Annotated in this window: 17 protein-coding genes; 4 read left to right on the top strand and 13 right to left on the bottom strand. The window is 64.1% G+C overall.

Going from position 1 to position 18,872, the window contains the following annotated elements; all coding sequences use genetic code 11:
* Nucleotides 1-13: 13 nt before the first annotated feature.
* The 10 genes from AC5Y2L_RS19660 to AC5Y2L_RS19615 all read right to left on the bottom strand — a co-directional run bounded on the left by AC5Y2L_RS19660 (nucleotide 14) and on the right by AC5Y2L_RS19615 (nucleotide 12,696).
* The gene (locus AC5Y2L_RS19660) at nucleotides 14-1,798 is read right to left on the bottom strand and encodes an MCE family protein (RefSeq protein WP_499937316.1); all 1,785 of its coding nucleotides are present in this window, start codon (nucleotides 1,796-1,798) and stop codon (nucleotides 14-16) included.
* Nucleotides 1,799-3,124, bottom strand: a complete 1,326-nt coding sequence (locus AC5Y2L_RS19655) for an MCE family protein (protein WP_499937318.1) — start codon at nucleotides 3,122-3,124, stop codon at nucleotides 1,799-1,801.
* Entirely contained in the window at nucleotides 3,121-4,569 is a 1,449-nt protein-coding gene (locus AC5Y2L_RS19650; RefSeq protein WP_499944346.1) for an MCE family protein, read from the bottom strand. The genes AC5Y2L_RS19655 and AC5Y2L_RS19650 overlap by 4 nt, the downstream gene beginning before the upstream one ends.
* Nucleotides 4,533-5,651 carry an MCE family protein gene (locus tag AC5Y2L_RS19645; RefSeq protein WP_499937321.1) on the bottom strand — a complete coding sequence of 373 codons (1,119 nt, stop codon included), beginning with the start codon at nucleotides 5,649-5,651 and terminating at the stop codon, nucleotides 4,533-4,535. The genes AC5Y2L_RS19650 and AC5Y2L_RS19645 overlap by 37 nt, the downstream gene beginning before the upstream one ends.
* Nucleotides 5,651-6,673: an MCE family protein gene (locus AC5Y2L_RS19640; RefSeq protein WP_499937323.1), complete on the bottom strand. Its 1,023-nt coding sequence runs from the start codon at nucleotides 6,671-6,673 to the stop codon at nucleotides 5,651-5,653. The genes AC5Y2L_RS19645 and AC5Y2L_RS19640 overlap by 1 nt, the downstream gene beginning before the upstream one ends.
* A complete protein-coding gene (locus AC5Y2L_RS19635; RefSeq protein WP_499937495.1) occupies nucleotides 6,670-7,842 on the bottom strand; it encodes an MCE family protein in 1,173 nt (390 codons plus the stop codon). The genes AC5Y2L_RS19640 and AC5Y2L_RS19635 overlap by 4 nt, the downstream gene beginning before the upstream one ends.
* 125 nt (nucleotides 7,843-7,967) lie before the next feature.
* Complete coding sequence (locus tag AC5Y2L_RS19630) at nucleotides 7,968-8,813, bottom strand: ABC transporter permease (protein WP_499937325.1); 846 nt, start codon at nucleotides 8,811-8,813, stop codon at nucleotides 7,968-7,970.
* 12 nt (nucleotides 8,814-8,825) lie between these two features.
* Entirely contained in the window at nucleotides 8,826-9,644 is an 819-nt protein-coding gene (locus AC5Y2L_RS19625; protein WP_499937327.1) for an MlaE family ABC transporter permease, read from the bottom strand.
* Between the two features lie 311 nt (nucleotides 9,645-9,955).
* Nucleotides 9,956-11,161 (bottom strand): CaiB/BaiF CoA transferase family protein, encoded by a 1,206-nt coding sequence (locus AC5Y2L_RS19620; protein WP_499937329.1) that lies wholly within the window; start codon nucleotides 11,159-11,161, stop codon nucleotides 9,956-9,958.
* Complete coding sequence (locus AC5Y2L_RS19615; protein ID WP_499937497.1) at nucleotides 11,158-12,696, bottom strand: aldehyde dehydrogenase family protein; 1,539 nt, start codon at nucleotides 12,694-12,696, stop codon at nucleotides 11,158-11,160. The genes AC5Y2L_RS19620 and AC5Y2L_RS19615 overlap by 4 nt, the downstream gene beginning before the upstream one ends.
* Nucleotides 12,697-12,977: 281 nt before the next feature.
* Here AC5Y2L_RS19615 and AC5Y2L_RS19610 point away from each other — a divergent pair, with 281 nt between their 5' ends.
* The 4 genes from AC5Y2L_RS19610 (at nucleotide 12,978) to AC5Y2L_RS19595 (ending at nucleotide 15,837) form a co-directional block, all read left to right on the top strand.
* Nucleotides 12,978-13,682 (top strand): SDR family NAD(P)-dependent oxidoreductase, encoded by a 705-nt coding sequence (locus AC5Y2L_RS19610; protein ID WP_499937331.1) that lies wholly within the window; start codon nucleotides 12,978-12,980, stop codon nucleotides 13,680-13,682.
* A 115-nt stretch (nucleotides 13,683-13,797) separates the two neighbouring features.
* Nucleotides 13,798-14,193, top strand: coding sequence for a hypothetical protein (locus AC5Y2L_RS19605; protein ID WP_499937498.1), 396 nt, complete (start codon nucleotides 13,798-13,800; stop codon nucleotides 14,191-14,193).
* A gap of 109 nt (nucleotides 14,194-14,302) precedes the next feature.
* Nucleotides 14,303-15,178, top strand: a complete 876-nt coding sequence (locus AC5Y2L_RS19600; RefSeq protein ID WP_499937333.1) for an Rv1363c family protein — start codon at nucleotides 14,303-14,305, stop codon at nucleotides 15,176-15,178.
* Nucleotides 15,175-15,837 (top strand): Rv1363c family protein, encoded by a 663-nt coding sequence (locus AC5Y2L_RS19595; RefSeq protein ID WP_499937335.1) that lies wholly within the window; start codon nucleotides 15,175-15,177, stop codon nucleotides 15,835-15,837. The genes AC5Y2L_RS19600 and AC5Y2L_RS19595 overlap by 4 nt, the downstream gene beginning before the upstream one ends.
* A 73-nt stretch (nucleotides 15,838-15,910) precedes the next feature.
* Here AC5Y2L_RS19595 and AC5Y2L_RS19590 read toward each other — a convergent pair whose 3' ends face one another.
* The 3 genes from AC5Y2L_RS19590 to AC5Y2L_RS19580 form a co-directional block, all read right to left on the bottom strand.
* Nucleotides 15,911-17,086, bottom strand: coding sequence for an acyl-CoA dehydrogenase family protein (locus AC5Y2L_RS19590; RefSeq protein WP_499937337.1), 1,176 nt, complete (start codon nucleotides 17,084-17,086; stop codon nucleotides 15,911-15,913).
* Complete coding sequence (locus AC5Y2L_RS19585; protein WP_499937339.1) at nucleotides 17,070-18,068, bottom strand: acyl-CoA dehydrogenase family protein; 999 nt, start codon at nucleotides 18,066-18,068, stop codon at nucleotides 17,070-17,072. The genes AC5Y2L_RS19590 and AC5Y2L_RS19585 overlap by 17 nt, the downstream gene beginning before the upstream one ends.
* Nucleotides 18,069-18,144: 76 nt before the next feature.
* Nucleotides 18,145-18,807, bottom strand: a complete 663-nt coding sequence (locus tag AC5Y2L_RS19580) for a nitroreductase family protein (RefSeq protein ID WP_499937341.1) — start codon at nucleotides 18,805-18,807, stop codon at nucleotides 18,145-18,147.
* Nucleotides 18,808-18,872: the final 65 nt, after the last annotated feature.

The raw sequence follows: 18,872 nt of genomic DNA, 5'->3' as shown, positions 1-18,872 counted from the left end.
CCTTCCGGCGGCATCAGCTGGGAAGCATGTCCCGCCACGTCTTGGGCGCTGTCGAGGTCACGAGATCCGACTGCTGGTACAACTTCCCGTCCGGGCCGACATACCGACCAGTATGCGAATCGTATTTGGCGAACACGACCGAGGGCCCCGGATGACTGGCCCCACCACCCAACGAACTGGGGGCAGCCTTCGGACCGGCACCGTTGCCCGGGTTGGGTGTTGCGGGGTCGGGCGGAGGAGGCGGTGCTGGTGCGGGAAGTTCCCCCGGTGCCGGCACGTCCAGTGGTGCTAGCGCCGGCGCTATCGCCAAGGGTGGGAGGTCGTCCGACATCGGCGATAACGGTGCCGTAGGCAGTCCCGAGGATGGCAATGGCGGGGCGGCGTATCCCGGCCCGGGCGGTCCATATGCGCCCCGCGGCCCTGGCGGTGTGCCGCGCGGAACCGCCCCCGGCGGCAGCGGTGTCCCCTCGACCGGCCCAAAGATCCTGTCGTTCACGGTAACCCGGTCGTCGGGCGGAATGCCCTGGGCGAGCAAATTGGGATCCAGCGGGGAGGGACCGAGCACATGCTGGCGCATCGACAGCGGCATGTACGGCTGGTCGCTGTTGCAGATTTCGACGGTCGGGGCGCGCTTGCCCGGGTGACCCATGCAGGGATAGTTACGGGCGCCGCGAACCGAGAGCGGTGAGTCTTGCGGGAGTTTGCAATACAACCCGTCTGGGGTGTCGATGTCGCTGGTGTCGTCCGGGGATCGCCATTGGTTGGGTGGCAGAAAGCCGACCGTGCAAATAGGCGGGTCATCGATTGTGAGTGCGAAGTCGCCCTGGGCCATACCGTCCGTATTGTGCAGGGGGCTAGCAGCTTCCTCGATAGCAACCGCGTTGGGCAGCAACACCAGCAGCTGCTCCAGCGACGGGTGGTAGGTGACGCCGATCTGCCCGATGGTCGTCAGGTTGGCCAGCAATATCGGCAGCGTCGGCTTGATTTGTTCGAGAAGCCGGGAGGCCTCGTTGGCGGCCTCAGGACCGTTTCGCAGCAAGGTGCGAATGCGCGCATCGTCGTTGGCCAGCACTTCCGAGATGCCGGCGAGGCTACGTGCCCACGTTCTGATCGAATTCGTGGTACGCGCTTGCGAATCCAGCAGCGGCCCAGTGTCTTCGGTGAGGGTCCGAGTGCGATCTGCGATGCCGTTGGCGTCGCGGGATATTGTCGCGAAGGAATCGAACAGTGACCCCAAGTCGTAGCCGGCGCCGTTGAAGCCACGGAACGACTCGTCGAGCAATTGGCCGAGTTTGGTATTCGGGATGCTGTTGACCAAGGCACTGACCTGATCGAGCATCGGCCCAACCGGTTCCGGAATCTTTGTGTCACGCATAGCGATTACCGAGCCGTCGTGGAGATAGGGCGGCGAATCGGTTCTGGGCCGCAAGTCCACGTACTGTTCGCCCACCGCCGAGACGCTGAGCACATACACACCACACTGCTCAGCGGGACCCGGGCGCTCCGGGCACGCTTTGAAGTCTGCCGGGATCTTGGGTGAAGTATTAAGCGACAGCGTCGCTTTCGCGCCGTTCTCGGTCAAACCAACCGAGGTGACCTTGCCGATCTGCACTCCGCGGTACGTCACATTGGAGAACCGGTACAGGCCACCGGCAGCCGGCAGGTCCAGCGTAACCGTCATCCGGCCGATGCCCAGCAGGGTCGGCGCTTGGATGTAGAACAGGACCATCGCGATCACGCCGATGGTCCCGACGATCGTGAAGATCGCCAACTGGATCCGGACGAAGCGCGTGAGCATCTATCCGCCACCTCCCGTCGGTGCCGCAGGCGGCGGAGGACCAGGCATCGGTGCCGCAGGCGGCGGAGGACCAGGCATCGGTGCCGCAGGCGGCGGAGGACCAGGCATCGGTGCCGCGGGTGCCGGAGGCCCGGGCGGGGGAGCACCCGGCGGCGGAGGCCCGGGCAGGGGAGCCACCCATGGTGGCCGCACGCTGGAATGCAACGGATCCAGTGTGTAGTTCAGGTAATACGGGTCCCCGGGCGCCGGTACCAACGGCTGGTCGAGTTGGCCCCAGTGGGTACCCAACATCAGTCCCCGCTTGAGCCGTGGGATCGTCAGATCCAAATCGACATGCAGGTTGAAGTAGTCACCGCGGACCGCCCGGTCGACGAAGTTCTGGGTGAACGGGAACACGAACGCCGACGCAAGCGCCGCGTCGAGCTCCGGGCCGACGTCGGCGAGCCCCTTCAGGGTCGGCTCCAAGTTCTTGAGATTCGTGACCAGGTCGGCCTGGGAGTCGTTGATCAACCTGGTGGCGGTGTTGCTGAAGACACGAAGTCTGTCCAGGGCGGTCGTCAGGCGCGGTCGCTCCCTGACCAGCACGTCGAGCGCCGGCGGTATCTTGCGCAGCGCCTGGGTGAGCACGTCGCGTTGTGCGGCGAATGTGGCGGAAAGCCGATTCAGTGCCTGGATGGAGGCGACGATGTTGTCGCGCTGTTCGTCGAGCGTTCCCACGAACGTGTCGAGACGAGTAAGCAGGTCGCGGAAAGTGCCCTCGTGCCCGGACAGACTGGCGGTGAAGTTGTGGATGATCTCCCCGATCTGCCCAAGTCCCCCGCCGTTGACGACAGCGCCGAGCGAAGACAGCGTCTGCTCGGTCGACGGGTAAGCCGACGACCGACTCAGCGGGATGGTGGCGCCTGGCGGCAGCCGCCGGCTCTCCGGCTGGGGCTTCCCATCGGGGCCGAGCGGGGTATTGAGCTCCACGTGCATCGAGCCCAGCAGGCTGGTCTGACCAACGCTGGCTTCCACGTTGGCCGGGACTCGGACGTCGCGCTTGACCGAAATCTCGACGTCGGCGATCCAGCCTTTCGCGGGGTCACGGGCGACCCTCATCGTGCCGACGCTGCCGACTACTACGTCGTTGACCAGCACCGGCGAATTGGGTTCCATCGTGCCGACATTCGGGATCTGGACGTGGTAGATGTCGGCTCCCGGGCCGCGGCCGACCGCGCCGGGCAAGGGTAATGAGTTCAAGCCGTGGAACGCGCATCCCGTCATCGTCAACATGGCGCAGGAGGTAATGGCGAGCATCCGCCTCGGTGGCATCCCTCGGCCGGTCATGGTTGGGGTCCCTCGGCCGGCAACAGGATGTTCGATACGCTCGGCGGCCCCGGCGGCGGCCCCATCGGTGTCGAGGGTGGCGGCGGAAGCGGCATGGCCGCACCCGGTATCCGTGCCGGCGGCACCGCTCCCGGCGGTCCCACGGGGTCGCCTGGCAGGCCGGTGTAGGCCGAAACGGCCGGCGGGGTCTCGGGTGGGCCGGGTTTCGGGCCCTCGCCACCAGGGGCGAGGCGGGGTTCGGTGTAGAGGATCTTGGTCGGGTCTACCGACTTCTGCAGGAATATGTTGATCGGAATCGGCAGATTGTTGAAGTTGAGCACCCGCAACGCGGGTCCGAGGAACAAGGCGCACAGTTTGGCCGCTTCGGTCGAGGTGACGGTCTCGAGGGCGGCGGTTTGCGAGCAGCCCGGAACGGGCAGCGGAACGATCATGCCCGATGCCACGGGGTTCGCGAAGTCCATTACCCCGAAACCCCCGACGATTGTTCCGGTGTCGGCGTTGTAGTCGTTGAAGAAGTTGCCGAGCGCGTTCGGCGAGGCGTGCAAGATGTTTTCCAGAGCCATGTGCTGATTGACCAGGATCTGTGTGACATCGGCCAGCCGGGCAATCTGCTCACTGGTCTGGTTGCGGCTACCGGCGATGAATCGCTGCACCTCGCCGACCGCAGTCGACAAATCGGTCAGCGCCGCATCAAGCTCGGATCTACTGTCGTTGACCACGCTGGTGAGCGTGGCCAGGCGGTCGTTGAATTGGACGATCTGGACATTGCTGTCGCGGAGCGCGGTGACGAAAGTCTGTAGGTTCTTGATGATGTCGACGATGTTGCCGCTGCCGTTGGCGAGAATGCGCCCCACGCCAGACAATTGAGCGAGTGTTTGCCGCAGTTTGTCGCCGTTGCCGTCGAGTGCATTGGCGGCGCTTTCGATGAACCGCCCCACCGACGTGCCGGATACCCCACTCTTGGGTCCCAAATCCGTTGCCAGCCGCATCAATTGGGTTTTCACCTCGTCCCACTCGACGGGTACGGCGGTGCGCTCGACGGGTATCACCGCGGGGTCCGCCATGGTTGGGCCGCTGGTCCGGTAGGGGGGATTGAGTTGAACATAGCGGGCAGCCACCAGGTTCGAGGCGACGATGATGGCTTTCGCGTTCGCCGGAATGGGCACATCCCGGTCGACCGCGAGGGTCATCTTTACCACGGTGCCCTCAGGGTGGATCGACTTGATACTGCCGACTTTTACCCCAGACACCCGCACGTCGTCACCGGGGTAAATCGCGGTGGTGGTGTGGAAATAGGCGGTAATTGTCTTCGGGCGGAAGAACTTGTCGTGAACGAGCACCCCGATGCCGGCAAGGACGAGCACTACGAGTACGACGGCGAGGAGTCTGCCCCACGGGCTGCGCGGTATCACTGTGTCCCTCCGACTCTTCCGCCCAACGTACATTCAGGGCACACCGGAATACCGTTGTACGGCCAGGGGATCAGCGTTCGCGGCACCGGCGACGGGTAGCCCGGACCACGAGCGGTGTCGAAGTTGCGGAAGCCCCAGAGATAGTCGAGGAACGGTTGAAAGAGCTGCGGGATCGCGAGGTTCGGGACGAACGCTGAGTAGGCGTACATGCTGGAGATGGCCTCGCCGACCGTGATCTCGAACTTGGCCAGACCCGGCAGTGCTTTGGAAATGTTGTCCCGGTTCTTTTCCAGCATCGCGAGAACCGAATTCAGCTTCTTGAGGGTCGGCGCCAACTTGCTTTCGTTGTCGTGCACCAATCCCGTCAGCTGTTTGGCCACCGCCGAAGTGTTCGCCAGCAGGTCCACGATTTCTTGGCGGCGCGCCACCAGGACCTGCAGCAGATCGTCCGAGTTGAGAATAAGTTTGTTGACCTGCTGGCTGCGTTCGGATAGCACCCCGGTGACATCGCTGGCGCTCTTGAACAGTTCTCCCAGGGTCTGGTTGCGGCCGTTGAGCGTTCGCGATAACCGGGTGAGTTCGTCGAAGGTCGGCCCCAATTGGGGTGCGATCTGGTCGAGCGTCGCCGCCAAAGTGTCCAATGACTGATTCAGCGTCGCGGTGTTGGTTCCCGCAGCGTTGGTCGTAAAGTCGCTGACCGCTTCCGTCAGCGAGTACGGCGAGGAGGTGCGCGAAACCGGGATAACGGCCATCGGATGCAACGCGCTGCTTCCGGCGGACTCCAACGTCAGCATCCGCTCACCCAGCAGCGTCCCAGTCCGGATGTGCGCGGTGGTCTCCGACCCAAGCGGAATGCTGGCCTTGATCGTGAACGTCACCAGGGCATCGCCGTTACGCAGCGCCACCTTTGACACCGAGCCGACTTTCACACCCGACACCGTCACGGGGTTGCCCGCCGCAAGGCCGCCGGCTTCGGAAAACAGTGCCTGGTATCGCACCGCTGTCGCCATTGAGAGCAAGCGTTCCGGCGACAGGCCCACCAGGATGACAAGAACGATCAAGACCGCGCCGATGAATCCGGCTTTGAAAAGTCCAGCTCCGCGATACCTCAGCATTAGGGCTCCGTGCACCTTCCGGCATCTGACCTGAACCAGGGGGCCATCACCGTCTTGCCCTGAAGATCCGTACCACGCAGAGTGATCTCGCAGACGTAGTACGGGATAGTGGCGCCGAAGACGCCGAGTCGGGTCAACTTGCGATAGTTCTTCGGCGCCTTGGCAATTGCCGCGTCGAGACGGTCCTTGTCCTGATCGAGTATCGGCGCCAGCCGGCTCAACTGCTCGATAGTGCCGGCCAACGGCGGCCGTGCGCTGGTCAGCAGATCCGCCAGTGAGGCGGTTCCCCTGTCCAGCGCGTCAATGGCGGCGCCAATTGTGTCGCGGTCGTTCGACAGTCCGCTGACCAGCCGTTCCAGGCGATCGATTGCCTCGGAGAACTTGGTGCCGTCCTTGGACAGCGTGGAGACCACGACGTTCAGGTTGTCGATCAGTTGCTGGACCGTTTGGTCGTTGTCGGCCAGGGCGTTGGAAAACGACTTCGTCTTGGCGAACAACGACTGTAGAGTCCCGCCTTGACCTTGGAAGACCTCCAGCAACGCGGCGGTTAGCGCGTTGACATCCTGCGGGTTCAGGCCCTGAACCACCGGTTTGAGTCCGCCGAGCAGCAGATCGAGGTCAAGCGCCGGAGCCGTGTGGTCGACGGGAATCTGACCGTCCTTCCCCAGACGCTCGGTCGAGCCCGGACCGGAGAGGAGCTCCAGGTAGCGATCGCCCACCAGGTTGAGGTAACGAACCGCCGCCTTGGTGCCCTTTGTGAGGACGATGTTGTTGTCAACGTCGAACTTCACCACGACTTTTTTGTCCGGCCGCAGCGAAACGCCGTTGACCGTGCCCACCCGGATCCCGGCGATCCGCACCGACTGCCCGGTTTTGAGCCGGGACACGTCGGCGAACACCGCCGAATACGGGGTCGTCGCACCCGTCCGGTACTGGCCGAAGATGAAGAACAAAAAGGCGGTCAGCATCGCCATCACGACCGCGAAGATCGCGAACTTGACCAACGTGGCGCGCGTCCTCATCCGGGTTGTCCGATCTGAGCGGAGTTGCGCGGGGGCCCGGCGATCGGCCCGTATAACAGCTGTTTGAGCAGATCGGAGTTGATCAGCAGCTGTGGGTTTCCATACCCGACCGGGTTGGCGCCGATATCGGTAATCAGTTGCGGCGGATTGGTATTGAACGGGATCCTGGGCAGGCCCATGCAATGCGGGCCGCCTGTCGCGGCAACCTTGGGCAGGTTCGTCGGATAACGATAACGTTCGCCGCCCCATGTCAGACTCGCCGAGATGTTGATGCTCGGTTCCGACAACGGCGGATTGTGCCCGATGTATGCCAGCCCGCCAAAGCTGCAGGTGAATACCTCGTGGTATTCGCTGGTCAGATCGGTGGTCGGCACCAGCAAATGCAGCACATTGGTAAGCGCTTGGCGGTTCGTCGACAGGACGTCGTTGCCGATGTCCGCGAAGCCGATCGCACTGACTAGCAACGCATCCAGGTTGTGTTGTTCGTCGACGATCGTCTGGCTGACCCGGGTGGCGTTGGCCGCGGTTCGCACCAAATCCGGTGCGGCGTCGGCATAGGCGTTCGCCACCGCCGGTAAGACCGTGAGGTCATGACGCAGTGCGGGAAGGCTCGGCTCGATCTGGGCCAGGAGGGAATCGAAGTCGGTCAACGCTTGGCCAAGCTGTGAGCCTCGACCACTGAACGCCTTCGCCAATGCCCCCAGCGTCTCGTTGAGCTTCGGCGGGTCGATCTGTTGCAGCACCGAAACCAGTTGCTGGAACACCGTATTGATCTCAACCATGACGTGCTCGCCCCGCAGCGTGTCGTTGGCCTGTAGTCGCCGGGGCGATGGTTTGTCGGGCGGCATCAGCTCGACGAACTTCGCGCCGAACACCGTCGACGACGTGATGTTGGCCAGCACATTGGCGGGTATGAATTTCAATTGCGACGGGTCCATCGCCAAGTGCAGTTTGGCTTCGCCGTTGGGCATCGGCTCGATCGAGGCAACCTTGCCGACCTGCACACCACGCATCTTCACCTTGGCGTCCGGGTTCATCACCAAACCCGCGCGTTGCGCGATAACGGTCACCGGCACGGAGGGCGTGAAGCTTCCTTGGAACAGGCCCACCGAAATCACGAAGATCACGACGATCACCGCAACCGTGGCCAGGCCGGCCAGCGGCCGCACGTATGACCGCGCGCCGAAGTGACGCCCCGGCGAGGCGCCGACCGGCCCTGCCGCGCTGGTGGTTTCGGACCGGTGGATTGGACCCGGGCCGAGATTTCCCGTCACTCTTGCGTTCCCGTCCTCTCCTATCCCGAAAGGTTGAAGTTGCCGTTGCTGCCATAGATCGACAGCGAGACCAACAGAGTTACGGACACCACGACGATGAGCGAGGTGCGCACCGCGTTTCCAGTTGCGTTGCCGACACCGGATGGTCCGCCGGAAGCGAAATAACCGTAGTAGGTGTGGATCAACAAGATGGTCAGCGCCATCAGGACGGCTTGCAGGAACGACCACAACAAGTCGATTGGGTTCAGGAACGTGTCGAAGTAATGCTCGTACAAGCCGCTCGACTGGCCGAACAAGAATGTCGTGGTGAACTGGCTGGCCAGGAACGACAGAATCACGGCGATGCTGTACAACGGCGTGATCGCGAGCATTCCGGCCAGGATCCTGGTGCTCACCAGATACGAAATCGGGCGAATCGCCATGCTCTCCAGCGCGTCGATCTCTTCGTTGATCCGCATCGCACCCAGCTGAGCGGTCACCCCGGCGCCGAAGGTTGCCGCCAGGCCGATCCCGGCGACCACCGGTGCCGCGATGCGTACGTTGATGAACGCGGCCAGAAAGCCGGTCAGCGCCTCGATGCCGATATTGCCCAGCGAGCTGTAGCCTTGGACGGCCAGCGTGCCCCCCGCCGCCAGCGTCAGGAAGCCGACAATCACGACGGTGCCGCCGATCATCGCCAAAGTGCCTGCGCCCATGCTGATCTCAGCGACCAACCGAATGACCTCGCGCCGGTAGTGCACCGCAGCGAACGGAATCCCGGCAAGGGACTTGCCGTAGAAGATCGTATGATCGCCGATGCGGCCGAATACACCGGCCGGCCGATCGAACTGGCGGAAAAGCTTGGGGTAAGCGGCTCGCAGCGTCATTCGTTTACCCCGTCACTTGGCCGTCATCTTGATGCCGACCGCGGTGACGACCACGTTGACGACAAACAGCGACATGAAGGCGTAGACCACGGTTTCGTTAACTGCGTTGCCAACGGCTTTGGCGCCCCCGCCGCCGATTATCAGGCCGCGATAGCAGGCAACCAATCCGGCGATGAGGCCGAAAAGTAGTGCCTTGACGCAGGAAATGATCACCTCGGGCACTCCGGTGAGCAAGGTGATACCCGCAGCGAACGCACCGGGATTGACGTCTTGGACAAATACCGAGAAGGTGTAGCCGCCGAGGATGCCGATGATGACGACGAGGCTGTTGAGTAACAGCGCTACCAACCCCGAGGCCAGCATCCGAGGCGTGACCAAGCGCTGCACCGGGTTGATGCCCAGCACCTCCATCGCGTCGATTTCCTCGCGGATCGTTCGCGATCCAAGGTCCGCGCACATTGCCGTAGCACCCGCGCCCGCCACGATCAAAACCGTCACCAGGGGGCCGACCTGGGTGACCGCGCCGAACGCCGCACCGGCACCGGACAGGTCGGCGGCTCCCAGTTCGCGCAGCAGGATGTTGAGCGTGAAGCTGACCAGAACGGTGAATGGGATCGCCACCAACAACGTGGGAGCCAGCGAGACGCGCGCGACAAACCATGACTGTTCCAGGAACTCGCGCAGTTGGAACGGTCGGCGGAACGCGAATTTGATCGCGTCCGCTGACATCGCGAACAAGCCCCCGACCGCGGCCATGGGTCCGGAGAGGTCCCATTTGAGTTTCAACGACGGCAGTCCCGTCGACCAGCGATCGGCCCCCCTAGTCGCCACCGGCTCGAGATCCTTCCCAGATCGTGGCGGAGAAGGATCCGTAATTCGACGCGCGCACACCAACTGTGTTGTGCGCCAAACCGGCTCCCATCCTCACGCCGGTCCTCCGTTCTTGCGCGTGAGTCTGCGCTTCAAAGGCAATGCAGGCCGGCCACGCCCCCACGTCTTGCAGCGTGCGGCGATTATGACTCATGGCACGTGCGGTCGGTGCCGAAACCGCATAACCGTTATCGCCTGAGTACATAGCCGTCCCACCCGGGTCCTGGCTCGCAGCAGGGGCATTCGACGCGCTCATCTCAACCACTCCGGCCCTAGGTGACGGCGCCGACCGTCTTGAGTTCGATGATGCGGTCCCAGTCCAGCCCGAGTTCCATGAGTATTTCGTCGGTTTGCTCCGCGAACGCCGGGGCCGGACCGGTCTGTGGAGCAGCGACATCGAACTGGACGGGGTTGGCGACCAGCTCGAGTTCGCCTGCGCGAACCAGATATTCATTGGCGCGGATCTGCGCGTCGCCTGCCACTTGCAGGGTGTCTTGCACTGGCGCCCACGGACCCGCAAGCGTGGCAAAGCGTTCGCTCCACTCGGCAAGCGTGCGGGTTGCCATGACTTTGGTCAAGATCTCCACCGCATCTGCGGTATTCGCGGCGATCTTGTCGACGGTGGCGAACCGCGGATCGTCCGCAAGCTCCGGCCGGTCGATGTGCCGGCACACGTCTGCCCAGAACTTGGTGGGCTGCATCATCACGAACGAGATGTAGCGGCCGTCGGACGTCGGGTAAACCCCTACCAATGGATTGATGGGCGACCCGTGGATGCCGGGCGGCGGCGCCTCCAGGCGCTGACCCAGATGGTTGGTCAGCGCCACCGTGTGTCCCAGCGACCAGAGCCCGCTGCCCAGCAGCGACACGTCGACAACGGACGGTTCGCCGGTGCGCTCTCGCCTGAGCAACGCCGCCGCGATGCCACCGGCGAGGTTGGTGCCCGAGATGGTGTCGCCGTATGCGGGCCCCGGCGGCGCGATCATGCCGGGCATCCCAGCGGGGGTGATGGTGGCGGCGGTGCCGGCCCGGCACCAGAAGGCCGTCATGTCATAGCCGCCCTTGCCCGATTCCGCGCCGCGGGGACCGAGCGCGCTGCCCCGCGCGTAGACGATCGCCGGGTTCACCGCCCGAATGTCGTCGACGTCGATGCCGAACTTTTCTCGGGCATCGGGCAGGAAGCTGGTCAAGAACACATCCGAGCGGCGCGCCAGCTCGTAAAGCACCTCCCTGCCCTGGGGCACCGACATGTCCAGTCCGATGCTGCGCTTGGCGCGGTTGGCGTGCTCGATGTTGGGGTTGGGGTCGCCGTCGACCCGCAGCATGCCGGTCTGGCGAAGTCCGCGTTGCGGGTCCCCGGTCACCGCGTGCTCGACCTTGACCACGTCGGCGCCCCATTCGGCCAGCACGGCGCCCGCGGACGGGACGAATCCGTACATGGCGACTTCCAATACGCGGATGCCCTCCAGCGGCCTCATGCCCGGGCCCCGTCAGCCGCCCCGGTCGGAACCGCAAAAGTCTTGCGTTCCAGAAACTCTTCCAGGCCCGCTACCCCCATCTCCCGGCCGACGCCGGACTGCTTGAAGCCGCCGAACGGGCTGTCCGCGCCGAAGTAGTTGCCGCCGTTGATGGAGAACGAGCCCGTCCGGATCCGCCGCGCCACCGCCAACGCCCGGTCCTGGTCACGACTGAACACGGCGCCGGCCAGACCGTAGATCGAGTTGTTGGCAATGCGCACGGCGTCGTCGTCGTCGTCGAAGGCGATCACCACCAGCACCGGGCCGAAGACCTCGTCTTGGGCGATCTCGCTGTCCGGATCGACACCGGTGAGCAGGGTCGGTGCATAGAAGTAGCCGGGATCTATCCGCTTGCCGCCGGTGACCAGGGTCGCCCCGGAGGCGATGGCCCGCTGGACCATGCCGTCCACCTTGTCCCGCTGGCGCTCGTTGATCAGCGGTCCCATGAACGTCTTCGGATCGGCCGGGTCGCCGTGGCGTACCTTGGCGAAGTTGCGCGCAATCATCTCGACGATTTCGTCGTGGTGCTGCCTGGACACCAGTAGCCGCGACGTGAGCGCGCAGCCCTGACCCGCATGGGTGACCATGCTGAACGCCGCGAACATGCTCGCGGCGGCAAAGTCGGCGTCGTCGAGCACGATTACCGCCGATTCGCCGCCGAGCTCCAAGAAGACCCGCTTTACGGTGTGGCTGGCGTCGGCCATGATCCGCCGACCGACAGCGGTGGAGCCGGTGAAGGTGATGACGTCGACGTCGGGGCTTGTGGTCAGCGCGGCCCCGACGGCGGAATCCGACGAACTCAACACGTTGACGACGCCGGGCGGGATCTCGGTGTGGTTGGCGATCAGCTCGCCCAGCGCCAACGTGACGAGCGGGGTGTCGGGCGCGCCCTTGAGCACCACGGTGCATCCGGCGGCCAGCGCAGGGGCCAGCTTGGCCAGTGCGAGCTGGTTCGGGTAGTTGTAGGCGATGATGGCGCCCACCACCCCGGCGGCTTCCTTTTCCACCCAGCGGTGATGCCTCATACCGCGCGATTCGGTCTCGCCTAGGTCCTCGGTGAACTGATAGCGGCGCAGCAGGTCGGCGTAGAAACGCACGATGCCGATGGGCTCGTCGAGTTGGGCCGCGTGGGTCAACATTCGCGTGGCACCGACTTCGGCGATGGTCAGCTCACGCAACTCCTCGGCGTGATCGAGCAGCGCCCGGTGCAACTGGTCGAGGCATCGGATCCGCCATTCGACATCGGTGGGCCAGCTCGTCGTATCGAACGCGCTTCGGGCCGCGGCGATGGCCTGTGTGGCCTCCTCGACGCCGGCGTCCGGCGCGTACCCCACCACCTGGCCGGTGGCGGGATTGGTCGACGGGAACGTGCTATCGGTGGTGACGAGCCGGCCGTCGATCAACAGTCGGCGGGCCGGCGCGCCGTCGTCTGAAATGGGGGCAGCATTGGCTGAAGGCGCTTCCGCGATGGCCGGACCCACGTCCTGCGATGCCATCGAACCCCCTGCCACAGTCACGATAATTTGATTCTCCTCATCGGCGAATCTTACATTCGGCTCTCGAGAATTCAAGAAAATCTCAGGAACCACATCCGCGCCTTGACCTGCGGGAAATCAGACAGATGTCGAGTTGACGGGACTTTCGTCGCAGTTCGAGCACGGTTTTGCCGGCGCCTTGCCCGACGCTCAACTCCGAGAGTAAGGTTCTCATATTCGTAAGGACCGTTCTTTCGGGCGGAGACTCCGCCGGTGGGCGCACAGATTCAGGGGTCGCTGACGTGAAGACCGCAGTTGTCACCGGTGGTGGATCGGGCATCGGTCAGGCCGTGGCGCGGCGTTTGCGTGCCGATGGTCTGGACGTAGCGACCGTCGACCTCAAACCGTCGTCCGACGACGATCGGGCCTTCACCGCCGACGTAACCGATCGAGCCCAGGTCGATGCCGCACTGTCTGCCATTCACGACCGGCTCGGGCCGGTCACTGTGCTGGTCAACGCCGCCGGCCTGGACGGCTTCAAGCGCTTCCACCACATCACGTTCGAGGACTGGCAGCGGGTCATCGACGTCAACCTCAACGGCGTCTTCCACATGATCCAGGCGGTGCTGCCCGACATGGTGGAGGCCGGCTGGGGGCGCATCGTCAACATCTCGTCGTCGAGCACACATTCCGGTGTGCCATACATGGCCCACTATGTGGCGGCCAAGTCGGCGGTCAACGGGCTGACCAAATCGTTGGCCCTCGAGTACGGACCCAGCGGCATCACCGTCAACGCGGTGCCGCCGGGGTTCATCGACACCCCGATGCTGCGCAACGCGGCGGATCAAGGGTTCCTCGGCGACCTCGAACAGAACATCGCCCGGACGCCAGTGCGCCGGATGGGCAAGCCCGAAGACATCGCTGCGGCATGCGCATTTCTGGTGTCCGAGGAAGCCGGCTACATCACCGGTCAGATCTTGGGCGTCAACGGCGGCCGCAACACCTGAGCGCTCCGATTCAGTCGAGTAGGTCTGATCAGCGCCGCCGGACCTTATATTGATTTTCAAGTGCCGAGATGGGAGACGCGTCGTGAAGACATTCGCATTCTGCCTTGCGTTGACCGTGACGGCTCTGACCCTCACGCCGACTGCCCAGGCGGAAATGCAGGTGGGCAACTACCGGGTGGACACCAACCGCGATCCCGGCCACAGCTGGCTGTGGTTGATTCGGCCCTGTGTTTCTCACGCGCCGGACTGCTTACACGTCCAAGCGATACCTCAACCCAATGGGCAAGCGGCGTGGTGGGCTGAAGATGCTCACCTATCCAACGGCACCTACACCATGACCGTCGACGTGCCTGACGGTGTGCGCTGCGTGGTCCAGTTCTTTCCCTCGCACGACGTCTATACCTGGGACGCGGTCTCACTGACCGGTCAAGTGGTTTCCACATACGACACGGGGTGCGGCGGCGGACCCGGGGGCACCGACACCTACCCCTTCTCGCTCGCGCGATGGTAGCCGCAACCACCCTCGTCTACAGGTTTGCGGGCAGCCCCGATTCGGGGGATGGGCAGTACAGTACGAGCGATCCGAGTTGAGCGGACGACGGGAACGGGCGGTAAGCGCGATGACTGAGGCGGAAAAGCCGCCAGAAGATTCGGTCAGATCCAAAGCCGAGGCGATGGCGTTGCTCGAAGAAGCCGAGGCCGAAGCGGCCGAGGCCGAAGCACTCGCGGCTGCGGCTCGTGCCCGCGCACGCGCGGCCAGGCTACGCCGCGAAGCGCTGGCCGAGGCAAAAGCGGAAGCCGCCGAAACTACCGAAGCCGCGGAGGCTGAAGCCGCGACCGTCGAGGCTGGGGCCGAGATCGCCGAAACAACGGAGGCCACCCACGCTGACGACACCGCGGAGGCAGCCGAGGTTACCCAGGACAGCTCTGAGGATGCCGACGAGGACGTCGCCGAGGAGACCGTCGAGGCCGTCGAACCAGAATCCAGGCCGGCCGGATGGCGACGCCGGATACCGTTACTTTCGGCAACCTTGCAAGTGACGGCCATCGTCCTCATCTGCGCCTTTACCGGCATCAGCGGATACATGGCGTGGCAAGACCACCAAGCGACCGAGCGCGAGCAGCGCGCAGCGAATTTCGTCGCGGGGGCCAGGCAGGGCATCATCAACATGACCTCGTTGGATTTCAAGCGAGCTAAGGAAGACGTTCAGCGATTGCTGGACAGCTCCACCGGCCAGTTCAGGGACGACTTCCAGCAGCGGGCAAAGGATTTCACGTCGGTGGTCGAGCAGTCCAAAGTAGTCGCTCAGGGAACGGTCACTGCGGCGGCGTTGGAATCCATGAGTGAGCATTCCGCATCCGTACTGGTCTTGACGACATCGCGGATCTCCAATGCCGCTGGCGCCCAAGACGAACCGCGCGTGTGGCGGTTCCGGGTAACCGTGACCGAAGAAGGCGGGCAGTACAAGATGTCGAAAGTTGACTTCGTACCGTGACGGAAGACATTCGCGACATCGAAACTACCGAGACCGCGGAGGCGGTCGAGCACGATCCAGACGAAGCCCAGACCAGCGGCGACCCGGTGAACGAAATGCCGCCTGAAGACAACGACTCCCCCAAGGCAACCCAACAGGGTCGGGGCAACTGGCCACGCAAGCTGCGCAACGTGAAAGTCGTTCCGTTCGTTTTGATCCTGCTGCTGCTGATATCCGGCGGCGTGACGGCGTGGGTGTACTTCGCGCAGTATCAGCCAAGACAACATACCGATCGGACCGATCCGCGCGTCGCGCAGTTGGTGGTCAAGGCAGCTTCCGACGGAACAGTTGCCTTGCTGTCCTACTCACCCGAGTCGCTCGACAAAGACGTCGCCAACGCCAAGTCGTATCTTTCCGGAGACTTCCTCTCCGAGTACACCAAGCGCATCGAGCAAACGGTCGCTCCGGCGACCAAACAAAAGTCGTTGACAACCACCGCCCACGTAGTGGGGGCCGCTGTGTCTGAGTTGCATCAGAATTCGGCCGTGGTTCTCGTGTTCGTCGACCAGAGCACCACAAGCAAGGACAGGCCCGATCCCTCGATGTGGGCCAGCAGCGTGCTGGTGGGCTTGAGTCGGATCAACGGCAAGTGGCTGATCACCAAGTTCGACCCGGTGTAGTCCGGCGAGCAGACGCAAAATCCCCCGCAAACGCGGCGTGTCGCGGAATTTTGCGTCTGCTCGCCAGTGAAACTCAGCCGCGCGGCAAGCCGAGTACGCGCTGGGCGATGATGTTGCGCTGGATCTCCGAAGTGCCGCCGGCGATGGTGCCCGAGAAGCTGCGGGCGTAGCGCTCGAACCAGCTGGCGAAATAGTGGTCCAGATTCATCGGCGCATACGGGCCGCTCAGCGCGGGGTGGATGAGCCCGTCGGGTCCGGCGGCCGCCAACGCGTGTTCGTATGCGCTCCGCTCGGCCTCCGAACCCAGCAGCTTGAGCACCGACACTTGGGCCACGTCGTCTTCGCCTCGGGCCGTGCGGGCCAACGCCACCGAACCCAGAAGCCGCAGAGCGTGTTTGTCCATGATCGCGGTCGCATAGTGGTCGCGGTCGAGCGCCGTGGCCGGACGGAAATCGGCGATCATATTGTCCAGCCGATCGGCGAAGCCGAGCCACATCATCGTGCGCTCATGTCCCAGTGACCCGTTGGCCACCGCCCAGCCCTGATTGAGCTCGCCAACCAGGTTCTCGGCCGGAACGTGAACATCGGTGAAGAACACCTCGTTGAAATCCAGGTCGTCGGCCGAGCAGATGGACGGGAACGGACGGCACACCACGCCTTCGGTATTGGTCGGAATCAGTAATGCGCTGATGCCCTTATGTTTTGGCGCATCGGGATCGGTTCGGACGAACGTCAGCAACACGTCGGCATCGTGCGCGCCCGAAGTCCATACCTTCTGGCCGTTCACCACGAAGTGATCGCCGTCTCGCACGGCAGCGGTCCGCAGCGACGCCAGATCGGATCCGGCACTTGGCTCGCTCATTCCCAGCGAAGCGGTGATCTCGGCCCGCAGGATCGGCACCGCCCAGCGATGCTTCTGCTTTTCGCTGCCGAACGACAACAACGACGCCGCAACGATATTCACGCCCTGCGGGTTGAGGCTGTGATAGATCCGGCGGCGGCACAGCTCCTCGAGATAGACGAACTGCTGCAGCACCGTAGCGTTGCGCCCGCCGAATTCGGGTGGCTGGCAGGGCAATAGCCAGCCGTTGTCGAACAGCAGCCGTTGCCACCGGCGCGCCCACGCCGGCATGTGCGAGACGGACCGGGGACGCTCCGTGGTTTCGCTTGCGGGAGGGAGGTTTTCGTCGAGGAAAGCCGAAAACTCCGCTCGAAACGCTTCGACGTCGGGATCAAAAGTCAGCTGCACGATATTCCTCGGCGATGAGTGCCCGATGCTCCGCTGCGCCGCCGAGCATCAACTCCCCGGCCTTGGCCCGCTTGAGCGCGAACTGCAAATCGTTCTCCCAGGTGAATCCCATTGCGCCGTGCAGTTGTAAGCCGTGTCGAAACACCAGCGACTGACACTCCCCTGCGGCCGCCTTGGCCATGGCCGCCGCCAGCCGGCGACGGGGATCGTCGGCGGCGATGGTCAGCGCGGCAAAGTATGCCAATGCCCGGGCGCGTTCCACCGCGACGTGCATATCGGCGGCCTTGTGCTGTACCGCCTGGAAGGATCCGATCGGCACGCCGAATTGATGACGGCTGCGGACGTGTTCGATGACCAGATCGAGGATGCGTTGGCAGGCGCCGACCATGGTGATCGCCATGCCGGTCAGCGCAACATGATTGGCCCGCTCACGATCGGCGGTCATTCGAGCGCTGTCGGGCAATCGAACCTGGTCGAAAGACACGTCCGCGACATGCAGCACCGGGTCGAATACCTCCGAGCGGCGCGCCGACACTTGGTCACCCGCGACGACGAAAACCCCGGCGTCCGTCACCACCGCCAGCCGGTCGGCACGATCGCCGTCCAGGACATGGCGTGCGATACCCTGCAACACCCACCCGTCGGGGTCCCGGTGCGCCGACACGCCACTGTGGACGACGGTCCCCGACTCGCGAGGATCGAATTGATCCCCGGCCAGGGGCGCGAATTGGCTCATGGTCGCCAGAAATGGCGTGGGATCGGTGGCCCGGCCGAGTTCTTCGAACACGATGGCCAGCTCTACCGCGCTGGCCGGATCGTTCAACTCGGTCCAGCCCAGGTCCACATAGACCTTCCAGAGCGGATTGGGGTCGACACCATCCTCGACAACGCCACGAACCAGCGAGGGCGGGCATTGCTTGGCGAGGACGTCCCGCACGGTCTGCTGCCATAGTCGCTGGTCAGCGTCGAACTCCAACAGCATGCCGGGCCGCCTCCTGTTCACCGGATTAGGCGAGAATAGCATTCTCGGTTGCGGAAGTAATAATCTCGGAAAGCGGCTATGAGATCGTCGGCAGGGCGGCCAGCAGCTCGTCGGCCGGGCCGTCCCAGTGATCGAGGTTCAGCGCGTCGGCGAGCGGGCGCCGACGCACGGGGCCGTGCCGGCCCTTGGGCCACCCGACCACGACGTGGCCGGCGACTATCCAATCCGAGGGGACGCCGACGGCATCTCGCAGCAGCTGCTCACCGCCGTAGGAAGCCCAGCTGGTGGGACAGGCACCCAGTCCTTGGGCGCGGGCGGCCAGGAGAAAGTTCTGCATCGCGGGAAAAATCGATCCGCCCAGCAACAGCTCGGACGCCGTCGGAAAGTGCTTCTGCGCGAACAAGACCGAGGTGAACTCTCCGGCACGATCGTGCAATTCGTAGGTCGCACGGTAGGTGCGGGCGCGGCGACTGTTGTCGTCGTCGGCGGGTCGGGACATCCCGTAGACCGGCTCGATCACCTTCAGTGCCCGGGCTGCGGCCTCGGCCACCACGGCCCGTTGCTGGGGCGAGCGCAACACCACGAACCGCCAACTCTGCGCATTTGCGCCGGACGGCGCCCAGGTCGCCGCCTGCAGGCACCGCACCAGGGTCGCATCGTCGACGGGCTCGTCGGTGAAACGCCGGATGGTGCGGGCCGTCGACATCACCTCCCAGACGTCGCTGCTGGCTTCCGGCATGGCCCGCCCCTTTCTCGTCGCGCTGCTTGGGCCCCCTGATGCAACCTAGCTTGACGATCAGAGCG

The sequence above is a fragment of the Mycobacterium sp. NGS66 genome (assembly GCF_059812225.1).
The sequence above is the reverse complement of the archived record's forward strand: the minus strand, read 5'-3'. Positions and strand labels throughout refer to the sequence as shown.

Excerpts from the sequence above, each read along its gene's own strand:
- AC5Y2L_RS19660 (WP_499937316.1), bottom strand. The coding sequence starts at position 1,798 with ATGCTCACGCGCTTCGTCCGGATCCAGTTGGCGATCTTCACGATCGTC.
- AC5Y2L_RS19655 (WP_499937318.1), bottom strand. The coding sequence starts at position 3,124 with ATGACCGGCCGAGGGATGCCACCGAGGCGGATGCTCGCCATTACCTCC.
- AC5Y2L_RS19650 (WP_499944346.1), bottom strand. The coding sequence starts at position 4,569 with ATGTACGTTGGGCGGAAGAGTCGGAGGGACACAGTGATACCGCGCAGC.
- AC5Y2L_RS19645 (WP_499937321.1), bottom strand. The coding sequence starts at position 5,651 with ATGCTGAGGTATCGCGGAGCTGGACTTTTCAAAGCCGGATTCATCGGC.
- AC5Y2L_RS19640 (WP_499937323.1), bottom strand. The coding sequence starts at position 6,673 with ATGAGGACGCGCGCCACGTTGGTCAAGTTCGCGATCTTCGCGGTCGTG.
- AC5Y2L_RS19630 (WP_499937325.1), bottom strand. The coding sequence starts at position 8,813 with ATGACGCTGCGAGCCGCTTACCCCAAGCTTTTCCGCCAGTTCGATCGG.
- AC5Y2L_RS19620 (WP_499937329.1), bottom strand. The coding sequence starts at position 11,161 with ATGAGGCCGCTGGAGGGCATCCGCGTATTGGAAGTCGCCATGTACGGA.
- AC5Y2L_RS19615 (WP_499937497.1), bottom strand. The coding sequence starts at position 12,696 with ATGGCATCGCAGGACGTGGGTCCGGCCATCGCGGAAGCGCCTTCAGCC.
- AC5Y2L_RS19600 (WP_499937333.1), top strand. The coding sequence starts at position 14,303 with ATGACTGAGGCGGAAAAGCCGCCAGAAGATTCGGTCAGATCCAAAGCC.
- AC5Y2L_RS19585 (WP_499937339.1), bottom strand. The coding sequence starts at position 18,068 with ATGCTGTTGGAGTTCGACGCTGACCAGCGACTATGGCAGCAGACCGTG.
- AC5Y2L_RS19580 (WP_499937341.1), bottom strand. The coding sequence starts at position 18,807 with ATGCCGGAAGCCAGCAGCGACGTCTGGGAGGTGATGTCGACGGCCCGC.